Source organism: Cryobacterium arcticum (assembly GCF_001679725.1).
GTDB classification, from domain to species: domain Bacteria; phylum Actinomycetota; class Actinomycetes; order Actinomycetales; family Microbacteriaceae; genus Cryobacterium; species Cryobacterium arcticum_A.
In genome coordinates this window covers 1,015,097-1,028,722 of record NZ_CP016282.1, presented here as the reverse complement: position 1 = coordinate 1,028,722, position 13,626 = coordinate 1,015,097, and the positions used below count along the sequence as shown (strand labels likewise).

The following is a 13,626-nucleotide window of genomic DNA, read 5'->3' as shown; positions in this document are numbered from 1 at the left end:
GTTATCAGTACTGACCGCGACCACCGCGCAAACGTGACACGGCAGCACCCAGGGGCGGAGTACATTGAAAACCGTTCACAATCCCGGCCCAAGCGACGAGGGGATGCCGATGCGAGGCAACCGGAGCGACGCCGCAGCCTCGGAGATCGACGACGTGGCGGACGAGTTCGAGTCCCTGCGTCCCCGGCTCTTCGGCATCGCCTACCGGATGCTCGGCAGCACGGTTGAGGCCGAGGATATCGTCCAGGATGCCTGGGTCCGATGGCAGTGCACCGACCGTACGGGCATCCGCAGCCCCGCCGCCTTCCTGACGACGATGACGACGCGCCTCTCCATCAATGTGGCCACCTCGTCTCGCCTGCGCCGGGAGACCTACATCGGCCCCTGGCTCCCCGAGCCCGTGCTCACCGGTGCTGATCCGGAGCTCGGGGCCGAGAACACCGAGGCACTCGAGGTCGGAATCCTGCTGCTGATGGAGCGGCTCACCCCCATGGAGCGTGCCGTGTACCTGCTGCATGAGGCCTTCGACTATCCGTACCGCGAGATCGGGGAGATCATCGGCACCACCGAGGCCAATGCCCGCCAGCTCTCCCGGCGTGCCCGCCAGCACCTCACCGAGAGCACCGGCACCCGGGTGACCGTCGCCGAGAAGAACAGGCTGCTTCGCTCGTTCCTCGCCGCCGCTCAGAGCGGAGACGTGCAGCGCCTGCAGACTCTCCTCACCGACGACATCGTGCTCTACTCGGATGGCGGCGGGATCGTGTCCGCAGCTCGTCGGCCGGTCGAGGGGCGCGATCATGTCGGGCGGTTCCTGTTGGGTACGCTGCGAAAACTCGAGGACAACGTCGACATGCAGCTCACTTCGGTGAACGGTTCCGACGCGTTCGTCTTCCGCAAGGACGGCGCCCCGTACATCGTCTGCAGCATCGGCGTGAACGAGCACGGCATCAACCGGATCTTCTTCGTCCTGAACCCGCAGAAGCTCGGCGCCCTGCGCTGAGGGGCAAGACGGCGGGCACTGGCTTAACGCAAAAGTCCCGGTCTCTTTCGAGACCGGGACTTTTGTTTCTGTTGCGGGGGCAGGATTTGAACCTACGACCTCTGGGTTATGAGCCCAGCGAGCTACCGAACTGCTCCACCCCGCGCTACAAGAACTAAGTTACCACAGTTCCCCAAGCCCTTCGAATCGAGCACTCCCCCCGGGCGAGTCGCACCCGAGTCGGTCCGGCATCCGCTTCGGCAGGCGCCGGACACAGACAAAACGCGGGCGGTACGACCGGGTTTCCCCGGCGCACCGCCCGCGTCTCGACTCAACCGGTCGTTACTGGCCGATCAGTGTGAGCATGCTCGCGACGGTGTCGGAGAGCTTCTTGTCGGCGACCCCGAAGGCGGCGAGGTCGTTGGCGGCCAGGGCTGCCTGCTTGTCGGCGATGGCCTGCTTGGCCTGAGCCAGCAGCGTCTTCAGCTGGGCGTCGACCTCAGGGTTGCCGGTCTCGGTAGACGGAACCGTGGTGCCGTCGGTGGGCGTCTCGCCCTCCGGCGTGGTGACGGCCGGCACATCGGTGTCGCCGGCATTAGCACCGGACTCGCCACCGAAGAGCACGTTCAGAGCGGTGTCAAGGGTGTCCTCGAACGCGATCTGATCACCGAAGGCCACGAGGACCTTCTGCAGCAGCGGGTAGCTGGTCTCACCGGTGGACTGCACGTACACGGGCTGCACGTAGAGCAGACCGCCACCGACGGGCAGCGTCAGCAGGTTGCCGTTGAGCACCGTGGACTGACCCTGCTTCAACAGGTTGAGCTCGGCGGAGATCGTGGGATCACCGTTGAACTTCGCCTGCACCTGGCCGGGGCCGGGTACCGTGATGTCGTTCGGCAGCGTCAGCAGGCGCAGCTTGCCGTAGCCATCCGCCCGTTCACCATCCGTGGCCCCCGCATCCGCGTCGGCCGCGAGGTAACCGGTCAGGACGTTCCGGCTGGTCTCCCCGGACGCGTTGGGGATGAAGGTCGAGTACAGCGAGAACGACGGTGCTTCCTGGCCGGGCATCTGCATGGTCAGGTAATACGGCGGCTGCAGGGTCGTGTTGGTGCTCGGCGACACGGGGTCGTTCGGCGTGGTCCACGCGTCGTCCTCGGAGTAGAAGGATCCGGGGTCGGTCACGTGGTACTTGCCGAGGATGGCGCGCTGCACCTTGAACATGTCGGCCGGGTAGCGCACGTGGCTCATCAGGTCGCCGGACATCTCGCTCATCGGCTCGACCGTGGACGGGAAGATCTTCTGCCAGGTCTGCAGCAGCGGGTCGTTCTCATCCCAGGCGTAGAGCGTCACCGAGCCGTCGTAGGCATCGACGGTGGCCTTGACCGAGTTCCGCATGTAGTTGATGTTGTCCAGCGCGAACGGCTGCTCGGGCGTCTCGGTGTCGGCGATCGCGTTGCTCAGGCTCACGGCCGTGGAGTACGGGTAGCTGGCACTGGTGGTGTAGCCGTCCACGATCCACTTGATCCGGCCGTTCACCACGGAGGGGTACGGGGCGGAGTCGAGGGTGAGGTACGGGGCGACCTTCTGCACGCGGGTGACCGGGTCGCGGTCGTAGAGGATCTGCGACTCGTCGTTGACGGCGTTGGCCAGGAAGATCTGCTCGGACTGGAACTTGAGCGCGTAGATCAGCTTGTTGAACGGGCCGTTCAGGCTCGGTCCACCATCGCCCGTGAAGGTCGTGTAGGTCTGCTGGGCGCCGTCTTCGCCGGACGGGTAGTCCAGCTCGACGGGGTCGCTGCCCTCGGGGGCGCCGACGATGGAGTACGTGGGCGAGGTCTCGCCGAAGTACACGCGCGGCTCGTACTCGCCGAGCGCACCCGAGGTGGGGATGCCCGATTCGAGGAAGACCGGCTGGCCGTCGGCCGAACGCTGGTTGCCGTAGGCGGCGACCACACCGTAACCGTGGGTGTAGACGACCGAGGAGTTGACCCAGGTCTCACTGCTCAGGCCGTCGAGGTTGAGGTCACGAACCGACACCACGGTGTCCTGGGACTTGCCGTCGATCGTGTACCGGTCCACCGAGAGGTTGGACGGGAACTGGTAGTACTGCTTGAACTGCTCGAGCTGGGCGAACGCGTCGCTGACCAGGGCCGGGTCGAGAATACGGATGTTGGCCGTGGTCTCGGCGTCGGCACGCAGGGCGCCGGGCTCGGCCTCGGTCGTGGCGGTGTATGGGATCTCTTCCACATCCGCCACACCGTAGGCGTCGCGGGTGAGGTCGATGTTGCGCTGGATGTACGGCGCCTCGAGGGTCTTCGCGCTCGGGTCGACCTGGAAGCGCTGCACGACCCAGGGGTAGAGCGAGCCGATCAGCAGGCTCGACACGATGAGCAGCGCGGTGCCGATGACGGGCAGGCGCCAGCGTCCGATGAACGCGGTGACCACGAAGAGGATCGCGACGAAGACGGCGATGCCGGCCAGGATGGCGCGGCCCGGGATGGTCGCGCTGACGTCGGTGTAGCCGGCGCCGGTGATCAGGTCGTTGGCCTGGGTGAGGGTGGAGTACTGGTCGAGCCAGATGCTCACACCCTGCAGGAGCAGGTAGACGGCGGCGGTGACGGCGATCTGAACCCGCGCGGCCTTGGCCACGTAGACCTCACGGCCGGTGATGCGGATGGCGCCGTAGAGGTACGAGGTGGCCAGCGCGACGAGGGCGGAGATCAGCACGACGGCCGAGCTGAACGCGAGCAGCGACTGGTAGAACGGCAGGTCGAAGAGGAAGAACGAGACGTCGAAGCCGAACTGCGGATCCGTGGTGCCCGCATCCGTGCGGTTGAGCCACATCAGAATGGTCTGCCAGTGCGTGGCAGCGGCCACGCCGGCGAAGAGGCCGAGCAGGGCGGGGATGCCGTACATTGCGAGGCGACGCAGCGGCTCGATCACCTGCTGGTAGCGGTCGATCTGCGAATTGAGCTTCGCGTAGACGGGACGCAGGCGGTAGGCCAGCTGGATGCTCACCCAGACCGGGATCGCCATGCCCAGGAAGCCGACCACGAACAACACGGCACCGGCCACCCACTGGGTGGTCAGCACGCTGAGGAAGCCGAGTTGGTCGAACCACAGCACATCCGCGTACAGCCCGGCGAAGATGAAGAACAATATCACCAGCCCTGCGATGATCGCTGCCGTGATGGCTAGCGGGGCACGGCTCCGACGTGGAGCGCTTCCGGCGGATGATGAAGTCACGAATTGGCCTCTTGCTCTGATAGATCGGGGGTCAGACCCTCATTCTATGCAGCGAGTCTCGGGGCAAACCCCCAGTTCGCTGAGGGCTCACCCAGAAGAGGCGCTGCTATCAGCCTGCCGGGCAGGTCGGCAGGTCGCTCGTGTCGGCGCCGGTGCGGATGGCGTCAAGCGCTGCGAGCGAGTCGTCGAGCGTGCTCACGGCGAAGACGGTGAGGCCGTCCGGAATGTGGCCGGTGACCTCGTCGCAGTTGGCTGCCGGGGCCAGGAACCAGTCGGCGCCCGCGTTGCTGGCGCCGAAGAGCTTCTGGCGGATCCCGCCGATGGGCCCGACGGTGCCGGACTGGTCGATGGTTCCCGTCCCCGCGACATCCGCCCCGCCCTGGAGCGAACCCGGGGTGAGTTTGTCGATGATGCCCAGGGCGAACATCATGCCGGCACTCGGGCCGCCGACCTTGTCGAGCTGGATGTCGACGTCGAACGGGAACTGGTAGTCGGACTTGACGTTGATGCCCAGCACCACGTTGCCGCTGATGTCGACCGGGGTGACCTCGACGCTCTGCTCGGCGCCGTCGCGGCTGAGCCCGATGGTGGCAGGGGTGCCGGCGCCGCTTGCTGTGAGCGCGGCGCGCAGCGCGGTGATGTCGGCGACGGCCTGGCCGTTCACCGATTCGATGAGGTCGCCCTCCTTGATCACGCCTGCCGCCGGGGCGTCGTCGGCGAGGGAGACCACGCTCAACTCGGTCGGGTAGTCGTAGCCGAGGTTGGTCAGCGCCGCCGCGATGGCATCCTGCTGGGAGTTCACCATGGCCACCTGGTTCTGCTCGTCGCGTTCCTCGGTGGTGACGTCGGCCGGGAAGACGGACTCGAGCGGAACCACGGCCTGGCTCGGGTCGAGCCAGGCGGAGGCGACCGTGAGCCAGTTCAGGCGGTTGTCCGGGTTGCCCAGCACCGACACCGTGAGGAGGTCGAGGCTGCCTTCGGTGGGGTAGACGGTCTCGTCGGGGATGGTGATGAGGTCCTTCTTCTCACCCTCGTAGTCCGCGGAGCCGAGCGTGTTGTAGACCGGGCCCGGCTTCTCGACCACGTACGGCGACGGGACGACGGCGAGCGTGAGGCCGGTGACCAGCGCGATGCCCAGCACCACCCAGCCGGTGCGGGAACCGCGGCGGCGGGGGGCGGAGCCTAGGGACGAATCATCGGTGAAGAGGGCCACCAGGCTCCTTAAAGGGGTGAACAGGGTCGTGAGCGGTGTTCGCGACAGGCGGACACCGCAAGGACCCAGCGTAGGTCATTTCCCAGTTCTGGCCGGGGTTCTCGGGCTAGCGTAGAGGCAAGCAACTGAGAGGTGCCTGAAGTGGCCGATGACTCCCGACCCGACGAGGGTCAGAACCCCGAAGATGAATTCCGGGACATGCTCCGAGACATCCTCTCGGGTAAATCGTCGATCGACCCCGGCCAGTTGGCCGGCGCGGCCGGTCTTCCCAACGACCCGGCGAGTGTCGCCGCTCTGATGAACCAGCTGCAGGGCGCCCTCCGCGCCGGTGGCGGCGACGGCGGCATCAACTGGGACATCGCCCTGCAGCAGGGCCAGGAACGCGCCGCAGCCGGCGCGCAGAGCACCACGCCGGCCCAGCGCGCCGAGCTCGAGCAGGCCTTCCACATCGCAGCCCTCTGGCTCGACGATGTGATCTCGGTCGCCGAGCTCACGGTGGAGCCACGCCTGATGACCCGCAAGGAATGGGTCACCGCCACGATGCCGCTCTGGAGCCAGCTGGCCGAGCCCGTCGCCACGAGCATCTCCGACTCGCTCACCTCCGTGCTCAGCGAACAGGCACCGGAGGAGCTTAAGGGCATGCTCGCCGGAGCCAGCCAGATGATGCGCAGCCTCGGCGGCACCCTGTTCGCCATGCAGCTGGGCCAGGTCGTCGGCCAGCTCTCCAGCGAGGTCGTCTCCGGCGGCGACATCGGCATCCCGCTGTTCGGCGACCAGCAGGCCGCCCTCCTCCCCCAGAACGTCGCCGAGTTCGGTGAGGGCCTCGACGTGCCCATGGACCAGGTGCAGATCTACCTCGCGGTGCGCGAACTCGCCCACGCGCGGCTGTTCCGGCACTCCCGCTGGCTGCGCCTGCACATGATCACCTCGATCACCGAGTTCGCCCACGGCATCAGCATCGACACCTCCCGCCTCGAGTCCCTGGCCGAGGGCTTCGACCCCTCGAACCCCGAGGAACTGCGCGACGCCATGGTGAACGGGTCGCTGATTCCGCCCAAGACCGACGCCCAGCTGGCCGCCCTCGACCGGCTCGAGACCATGCTCGCCCTCGTCGAGGGCTGGGTCGACGTGGTCACGGTGGAGGCCACCAGCCGCCTGCCGCGCGCCGATGCCATCAACGAGACGGTCAAGCGCCGCCGCGCCTCTGGCGGACCAGCCGAGTCCGCCTTCGCCACCCTGGTGGGTCTGGAGCTGCGCCCTCGGCGCCTGCGCGAGGCCGCCGCGATGTGGCAGGCCGTGACGGATGCCGTGGGCAACGAAGCCAGGGACGGCCTGTGGGCGCACCCGGACATCCTGCCCACCTCGGCCGACCTCGACGACCCGCAGGCCCTCGTGGCGCGCCTCACCAGCACCGCCAAGGGTGAGGCTCCCGTGCTCGACGAAGTGGACCAGGCCCTCGAAGACCTGCTGCGCGACGACAACCCCGACCGCCCGCACGAGGCGTAACCCCCTGCCGTCCACTGTGACCTAGGCCCCGAAAACGCGCGTTTTTCGGGGCTTAGCTCACGGTTCGCGGGCTTAAGAGGGCTTGGGCCGTGTCTTCGTCGGTGATCAGGACGGTGCAGAGGCCGGACAGGACGACGGACCTGGCGATCGCGTGCTTGCGCGGTCCGCCGATCACGGCGATCGCCGTGCGGGACCTGCGCAACTGGTCGAGCGAGATCCCGAAGGTGCGTTCGTCCAACGCGGGGTCGACGATCTGACCGTCGCTGTCGATGAACCGGCCGACGACATCCCCCACGGCGCCCTTGCGCACGAGTTCGGTGATCTGCTCCGGCGTGAGGTAGCCGCTGTCCACGTGAGCGGAATCCTCGTCGGCCTGCCCCGCGCTGAACAGGTACGCGGAGGCTGCCGACCCCATCTCGAGCACCCCCGCCACCGAACGGTCGGAGGCGATGGCCTGTTTGGTCTCCACCCGTTCGAGGATGGCGGGGCTGGGCAGCAGGGTGAACTGCCCTGCACCCTTCTGCGCGATACTCACGGCCGTGGCCGCGGCGGTGCCGGGGCGGGCATTCAGGCTCACCCCGCCGTTGATCTGCACCACGTTCACACCGCTGGCCCAGCCGGGCTTGAGCTGCAGGGAGATGTCGTGCAGCGTGCGGCCCCAGCTGATGCCGAGCGTGCGCGGCACCGGGCGCAGTGCCGTGAGGTAGTCGGCGGCGGCCTGCGCGGTGCGCTTCTGCAGGTCGAGTTCGTCGACGACGCCGGCTGTCGACACGACGACCACATCGGTCAGGCCCGTGGCCTGACGCAGCTGGCGTTCAAGGCCCAGGCGGCGGGCGCGCGGATGCACGATCTCGATGCGGATGAACCCCTTGGCCTTGGCCTGCGCCAACAACCGGCCGACCTTCCACCGGGTGAGCCGGAGGATGGTGCCGATCTCGTCCTGGGTCTTGTCTTCCTCGTAGTACAGCTCCGCGGCCCGGATGGACAGGAGCTCATCGATGTCAGTCATCAGCTTGGTGCCTTCCCACGTCCCCCCAGCGTAAGTCGACCTGATCGGCCGGAACAACTCATGTTGCCGAGGTTGCTCACATGAGCAGCGGCCGCTCAGCGGCCGCGGTGGCGCTCCAGATCGTCCTCCAGCAGATGCGGGCGCGCGATCACGGCGCCGGCCACCGTGACCGCCAGCGCGGTGCAGATGAGGAAGATCAGCGGGGCGGTCCAGCCGCCGGTGAGCTCGTGCAGCAGTCCGACGCTCAGCGGCCCGAGGGCGCCGAGGGTGTAGCCAACGCTCTGCACGAAGCCGCTCAGCGCCACCGACCCTTCGTGGGTGCGGGTGCGCAGGTTGATCAGGACGAGCGCCAGCGGGAAGAACAGCGGGCCGAGCCCCGCCAGCACCACCCAGAGCCAGGTGAGGGTGGCCGGGGCGAGCAGCAGGCCGAGGTCGCCGAGTAGGAAGGCCAGGACGCCCACGTAGACCAGCACGGCGACGTTCTTCATCCGCGCCGTCAGCCAGGGAATCAGCAGTGCGCAGGGGATGCCCATGCCCGCATAGACCGACAGCAGGGTGCCGGCCTGGGCCGGGGTCACCCCGGCGTTGTCGACGAGCAGCTGCGGCAGCCAGGCGAACATGGCATAGGCGTTGAGCGAGGAGGCGGCGAAGACCACAGCGAGCGCCCAGGCGATCGAGGACCGCCAGATCTGGCCGAGCATGGCCGGCTGGGCCTCGTCGATCAGCGCAGCGGGCGTGGACTCCACCCGGTGCCGCACGAACATGCTCACCCACGGCACGAGGGCGATCAGGGCCGGCACCAGCCAGAGGCCGAGCGACACCCGCCAGCCCGCCGCATCCGCCACCGGAACCGCGATCAGCGGCGGGATCAGGGTGCTCAGCGACACCACCGTCACGTACAGGGAGGTGACCAGGCCGACCCGGTCGGGGAAGTACTTCTTGACCAGCGGCGGCAGCAGCACATTGCCAACGCCGAGGCCGGCGAAGGTGATGACGCTGCCCACCACGAGCATCCCGAACGACCCGGCCAGGCCGCGCGTGACATGGCCGGCGAGCATGGCCACCAGGGCCAGCACCAGCACGTTCTCCAGGCCCAGGCGGCGGGTGTAGACCGGGGTGAAGATGCCGAAGACCGCGAAGCAGACCGGCGGCAGCATGCCGAGCACGCCGATGGCGGTGGAGCTCAGTGGGATGTCGGCGTTGATCTGCCCCACGATGGGAGAAAGAGCGGCGACGGCGGTCCGCAGGTTCGCGGCCACCAGCACGATCCCCACGAGTGCCAGGGCACGGCCGGACCAGAGGGGACGGGGCGGGCTCACTGACACCGTGCAAGTCTAGGCTGGACCACATGGCCAACTTCGCGCGCGACCTCCCTCTGAGCCTCCGCAGCGTCGGCAATGAGTCCGGCGTGAACTCGCGCTGGTCCGGGCACCTCGCGGCCACCCTCACGGCCGTCGCCGACCTGCTCGACACCCTCACCCCCGAACAGTGGGAATCGCCGAGCCTGTGCAGCGGCTGGCGGGTGCGGGATGTCGCCGGGCACCTGGTCTGGCGGTTGGGCAGCAGCCGCAGGCAGCTTCTGGGCAGTGCCGCACGCGCGTACCTGGGCCATCACCTGCGCCCTGCCCGCGCCATCGATGACCTGAGCCGGGCGGCGGCCGAGGCCGAACCCGCGGCGCTTGTGGCCCGGCTCCGAGAGATCGCCGCCGAGCGCGCCGCCGGGGTGGGCCGTGGCGGGATCACCGAGCTCACCGAGGCCGTGGCGCACGGCCTCGACGTGGCCGAGCCCCTCGGTCTCCCCCTGCCGATCCACGCGACGGCGGGTGGAGCCGTGGCGCTTCGCCGCAGCCTGATCGCCCCCACCGAGATCAAGGCCGTTCTGCGCATCCGCCGGCTCGAGGCGACGGATGCCGACTGGAGCGTCGGTCACGGCACGCCGTTGCCCGGCACGGCACGCCAACTGCTCCTGTTCCTGTTCGGCCGCGGGCCGCTGCCCCGCACGGCAGACCGGACGCCCGACGGCACGGAGAGCGCCTCAGAAGGCTGAGTCGAACGGGCCGGTCGAACCGGCCAGTCGACTGGGCTCGCCGAACGGGCTAGTCGATCGGGCGGTGCAGGATCGCCCGGGTCTTCACGACGTCGTCCTCGATCTGCCGGATCAATGGTTCGATACCGGTGAAGGCCACCATGCCGCGGATGTGCTCCACGAACGCCACCTCGACGACATGGTCGTACAGGTCGATCTCCTGGTCGAGAACGTAGGCCTCCACCTGCTTCTGCGGCACGCCGTCGAAGGTGGGGTTGTTGCCGATGGAGATGGCGGCCGGGTACCGGGCGCCATGGTCGGTCAGCCAGCCGGCGTAGACACCGTCGGCGGGGATCAAGCCCTCGGACTCCGGGGACAGGTTGGCGGTGGGAAAACCCAGCTCCCGGCCCCGCGCCGCTCCGTGCACGACCACACCGCGGACGGTGGGCAGGTGCCCGAGCAGGCGGGTGGCCGATCGCACATCGCCGGCAGACAACAGTTCGCGGATCCACGTGGAGGACACCCGGCGTTCTCCGTGCGGCATCACGTCATCGATCAGTCGCACATCGAAACCGTACTGCCGGCCGAGCTCGGTGAGCAGGTCGGCGTCGCCGGCGCCCTTGGCGCCGAACCTGAAGTCCCGGCCCACCGACACGTGCTTCGCGTGCAGGAGGTCCACCAGGATGTCGCGGACGAAGTCCTCGGGCGGCAGCGACGACAGCGCGTGGTCGAAGGTGAGCACGACAGTGGCGTCGATGCCGGTCTCGGCGAGCAGGTCGAGCTTCTGGGGCACGCTCACGAGCTCGGTGGGGCACTTCGCGGGGTTCAGCAGGGCCAGCGGATGGCGGTCGAAGGTCACCACGACCGACGCCAGGCCCTCGCGGCGGGCGAGGCTGTTGAGCTCGGCGATCACGGCCCGGTGGCCGGCGTGCACACCGTCGAACTTGCCGATGCTCACGGCAGATTCCGGCCAGTCGGCGGGCACGGCCCCGACGCCGTCGAGCACCTTCATGGGAGTGACCTGGGCGCCGGTCACGCTGCGGCACCGTTCCGGCCGGCCCGCTCCGGGGCGTGCCGGGCGAGCCACCACATGCCCAGGATCGGCAGCACGAGCGGGATGAACACGTAGCCGCGCCCGTAGACCGACCAGACGGTGTCGTGCGGGAAGAGTTGCGGGTCGACCAGGCTCAGGGTGCCGATCACGAGTACGCCGAGAAGCTCGAAGCCAATGGTGATCCAGGCCACGCGGTACCAGAACGCACCGCGCTTGATCAGGGCGACGGTCGCGACGATGTAGACCACGGCCGCGAGGGCGGACAGCGCGTACGCCACGGGTGCCTGGTCGAACTTGCCGACGATCTGCACAAAGGAGCGACCCGTGGCGGCAAGCGCGAGCACCCCGTAGACCATGATCAGCACACGACCGATGCCGGTCACCCGGCGGGGCGTGGTGCCGGTGGCGTTGTCTCCGGAATCGGTCTTGAGCTCATTCATCGCTCAGTAATTATCGCAGCATCTTCGGGTGGCACGGTGCCGGGTGCGGCCGGTGTGATTCAGACGGTCTGCACGGTCCAGATCTGCAGCATGCGGTAGAGCATGACCGCCACCGACAGGCACACCACGCCCAGGATCACGGTGCTCCAGCGGCTGCGCTCGATGAGCGCCCAGACTCCCCCGCCGAGCGGCAGCAGGATGGCGCTGATCAGGTAGGTGTAGAACTCCAGGACGCTGCCGGTGGCCTCGTTGCCGGTGAAGGGCGCCACGATGGCCACCACGAGCTGCACGATCAGGAGCACCTCCACGAGCAGGGTGGCACCCATGCTCAGGTCGGTGGGCTTGCGGCCGGCCAGGCCGAGACCCAGGCAGAGGAGGCCGGCGAGCACGGCGACGGCCAGCTGCAGGTAGGTGAACCAGTCGATCACTTGGCGTCCTCGGATTCTGTGGGCGACTCGGGGACGGGCTCGGGCACCGAGTCGGCGGCGGGCTCGGCAGCGGGCGCCGGCTGTTCGTCCGGCGGGAAGTTCACGATCGACTTGGCGCGCCCGTCGCGGTATTCGACGAGCCCGATCAGCCGGCCGGCCGGGTCCACAGCCGCGACCGGGCCGGCATCGCCCGCTCCGGCCGGCGCATCGATGCGCTTGCCGTGGCCGAGGTCGATGGCCTGCTGGGCGTCGAGGTCGAACCTCTCGAAGAGGCGGGACGCCGCATCCGCCGGCCCGATCAGGGCCCGGCCCACATCGAGCACGTCGAGTGGGTCGGCGTCCATGATGCCGAACGGGCCGATGCGCGTGCGGCGGAGGCTCGTGAGGTGACCACCCACGCCCAGGGCGTCGCCGAGGTCGCGGGCCAGTGCGCGGATGTAGGTGCCCGAGGAGCACACCACGCGAACCTCGAGGTCGAGGAAACCGTCGGCGGCGGTGCTGGACACGAGCTCGAACTCGCTCACGGTGACCGGTCGGGCGGGCAGCTCCACGTCCTCGCCGGCACGCACGCGGGCGTAGGCGCGCTTGCCGTCAACCTTGATGGCGCTCACGGCGCTGGGCCGCTGGCTGATCGCGCCGGTGAGGGCGGCGATGCCGTCGGCGATCGATTCCGCGCTCACGGCGGCAACGGCCTCGGCGGGGGCCCGCGTCAGCTCCTCCCCCTCGGCGTCGTCGGTGGTCGTGGCAGCACCCAGGCGGATGGTGGCCAGATACTCCTTGTCGAGCCCGACCACGTAGGTGAGCAGCCGGGTGGAGCTGTTGATGCCGAGGATCAGCAGGCCGGTGGCCATGGGGTCGAGGGTGCCGGCGTGGCCGACCTTGCGCGTACCGGCCAAACGGCGGGTGCGGGCGACGGCATCGTGGCTGGTCCAGCCCTGGGGCTTGTCGATCAGTACGAGGCCGCTGGTCGTGCTGGCAGGCTTGCGTCTCGGGGCGTTCACGTGCGGTCCTTCGGGCTGGAATCAAGGGCGTTCCCGGCGGCGGTGGCGCCGAGCACAACGTCGAGCTTGCCACGGAATGCGTACCGCATGAGCTCCTCGGCTGCGGGGTCGTCGTCGAAGATGTCCGGCAGCCGGATGGCCAGGAGGGTGTTGAACAGCATGCCATCGGCCAGGAACTCCCGGATCGTGTCGGGCGGGAAGCCCGCCTCGTCGCGCAGCATCCGGTAGATCTCGAGGAAGCCGGCCCTGGCCTTGGCGCCGACGACAGGGTTGTTGCCGCTGATGAAGGCCTGCATGAGCGAGAGCAGGATGCCGCGATCCTCAATGAGGTCCACATAGGCGGCGCCGAGCCTCGCGGCCAGGTCCCCGACCTCGTCGGGTCCGTGTTCGCGGGGTTCGGCGATGATCAGCCGAAAGCTGGTGATCAGGCGCTCGAGGGCCCGGGCCAGGACCTCCAGGAAGAGGTTCTCCTTGGTGCCGAACATCCGCACCACATAGGGCTGGCTGATGCCCGCAGCCTTGGCCACCTGGTCGGTGGTGGCGCCGGAGTATCCCCGCTCGCCGAACACCACACTGGCGGCGGCCAGGATCTGCTCCCGCCGTTCAGCCGCGGGGATGCGCTCAGTGGGCTGCGCTGCCCCTGTCGAGGCCGCCCCGGTCGCGGATGTCTCAGGTTCGGATGTCGTCGTCACACTTGACAGGTTATCAGCCGATAACTAATCTC

Annotated in this window: 12 protein-coding genes and 1 tRNA gene; 3 read left to right on the top strand and 10 right to left on the bottom strand. The window is 68.5% G+C overall.

The genetic code is table 11. The features are described 5' to 3' along the window. The first annotated feature begins 109 nt into the window (after nucleotides 1–109). Entirely contained in the window at nucleotides 110–1,000 is an 891-nt protein-coding gene (locus PA27867_RS04565) for an RNA polymerase sigma-70 factor (protein WP_066599104.1), read from the top strand. A 71-nt stretch (nucleotides 1,001–1,071) separates the two neighbouring features. Here PA27867_RS04565 and PA27867_RS04560 read toward each other — a convergent pair. From PA27867_RS04560 to PA27867_RS04550, 3 genes are all read right to left on the bottom strand, one after another. Further along, nucleotides 1,072–1,145, bottom strand: a tRNA-Met gene (locus PA27867_RS04560). Nucleotides 1,146–1,321: 176 nt separating this feature from the next. Continuing rightward, on the bottom strand, nucleotides 1,322–4,225 hold the full coding sequence (locus PA27867_RS04555; RefSeq protein WP_208857301.1) for a UPF0182 family protein: 2,904 nt from the start codon (nucleotides 4,223–4,225) through the stop codon (nucleotides 1,322–1,324). 109 nt (nucleotides 4,226–4,334) lie between these two features. Continuing rightward, nucleotides 4,335–5,438, bottom strand: a complete 1,104-nt coding sequence (locus tag PA27867_RS04550; RefSeq protein ID WP_066593889.1) for a PDZ domain-containing protein — start codon at nucleotides 5,436–5,438, stop codon at nucleotides 4,335–4,337. Between the two features lie 141 nt (nucleotides 5,439–5,579). Between PA27867_RS04550 and PA27867_RS04545 the strand changes: the two genes are divergently transcribed. After that, on the top strand, nucleotides 5,580–6,944 hold the full coding sequence (locus tag PA27867_RS04545) for a zinc-dependent metalloprotease (RefSeq protein WP_420480688.1): 1,365 nt from the start codon (nucleotides 5,580–5,582) through the stop codon (nucleotides 6,942–6,944). Between the two features lie 52 nt (nucleotides 6,945–6,996). On the opposite strand, the gene PA27867_RS04540 is transcribed toward PA27867_RS04545, so the two are convergent. Continuing rightward, the gene (locus PA27867_RS04540; protein WP_066593886.1) at nucleotides 6,997–7,953 is read right to left on the bottom strand and encodes a sugar-binding transcriptional regulator; all 957 of its coding nucleotides are present in this window, start codon (nucleotides 7,951–7,953) and stop codon (nucleotides 6,997–6,999) included. Nucleotides 7,954–8,048: 95 nt separating this feature from the next. Continuing rightward, the gene (locus tag PA27867_RS04535) at nucleotides 8,049–9,278 is read right to left on the bottom strand and encodes an MFS transporter (protein WP_066593880.1); all 1,230 of its coding nucleotides are present in this window, start codon (nucleotides 9,276–9,278) and stop codon (nucleotides 8,049–8,051) included. A gap of 23 nt (nucleotides 9,279–9,301) precedes the next feature. Between PA27867_RS04535 and PA27867_RS04530 the strand changes: the two genes are divergently transcribed. Then, nucleotides 9,302–10,000 carry a maleylpyruvate isomerase family mycothiol-dependent enzyme gene (locus PA27867_RS04530; RefSeq protein WP_066593879.1) on the top strand — a complete coding sequence of 233 codons (699 nt, stop codon included), beginning with the start codon at nucleotides 9,302–9,304 and terminating at the stop codon, nucleotides 9,998–10,000. Between the two features lie 49 nt (nucleotides 10,001–10,049). Here PA27867_RS04530 and PA27867_RS04525 read toward each other — a convergent pair whose 3' ends face one another. The 5 genes from PA27867_RS04525 to PA27867_RS04505 are packed head-to-tail and all read right to left on the bottom strand — an operon-like array spanning nucleotide 10,050 to nucleotide 13,594. Next, nucleotides 10,050–10,991, bottom strand: coding sequence for a bifunctional riboflavin kinase/FAD synthetase (locus PA27867_RS04525; RefSeq protein WP_066599074.1), 942 nt, complete (start codon nucleotides 10,989–10,991; stop codon nucleotides 10,050–10,052). Nucleotides 10,992–11,011: 20 nt separating this feature from the next. After that, nucleotides 11,012–11,473 carry a hypothetical protein gene (locus PA27867_RS04520; RefSeq protein WP_066593877.1) on the bottom strand — a complete coding sequence of 154 codons (462 nt, stop codon included), beginning with the start codon at nucleotides 11,471–11,473 and terminating at the stop codon, nucleotides 11,012–11,014. 59 nt (nucleotides 11,474–11,532) lie between these two features. Beyond that, nucleotides 11,533–11,901 carry a hypothetical protein gene (locus tag PA27867_RS04515; protein WP_066593875.1) on the bottom strand — a complete coding sequence of 123 codons (369 nt, stop codon included), beginning with the start codon at nucleotides 11,899–11,901 and terminating at the stop codon, nucleotides 11,533–11,535. Next, complete coding sequence (gene truB / locus PA27867_RS04510) at nucleotides 11,898–12,902, bottom strand: tRNA pseudouridine(55) synthase TruB (RefSeq protein WP_066593873.1); 1,005 nt, start codon at nucleotides 12,900–12,902, stop codon at nucleotides 11,898–11,900. Before truB ends, PA27867_RS04515 begins: the two co-directional genes overlap by 4 nt. Further along, nucleotides 12,899–13,594 (bottom strand): TetR/AcrR family transcriptional regulator, encoded by a 696-nt coding sequence (locus PA27867_RS04505; protein ID WP_066593871.1) that lies wholly within the window; start codon nucleotides 13,592–13,594, stop codon nucleotides 12,899–12,901. Before PA27867_RS04505 ends, truB begins: the two co-directional genes overlap by 4 nt. Nucleotides 13,595–13,626 lie beyond the last annotated feature (32 nt).

Bases quoted from the DNA above. Each gene is read 5' to 3' on its own strand.
- PA27867_RS04525 (WP_066599074.1), bottom strand. From the start codon at position 10,991: ATGAAGGTGCTCGACGGCGTCGGGGCCGTGCCCGCCGACTGGCCGGAA.
- PA27867_RS04530 (WP_066593879.1), top strand. From the start codon at position 9,302: ATGGCCAACTTCGCGCGCGACCTCCCTCTGAGCCTCCGCAGCGTCGGC.
- PA27867_RS04520 (WP_066593877.1), bottom strand. From the start codon at position 11,473: ATGAATGAGCTCAAGACCGATTCCGGAGACAACGCCACCGGCACCACG.
- PA27867_RS04565 (WP_066599104.1), top strand. From the start codon at position 110: ATGCGAGGCAACCGGAGCGACGCCGCAGCCTCGGAGATCGACGACGTG.
- PA27867_RS04540 (WP_066593886.1), bottom strand. From the start codon at position 7,953: ATGACTGACATCGATGAGCTCCTGTCCATCCGGGCCGCGGAGCTGTAC.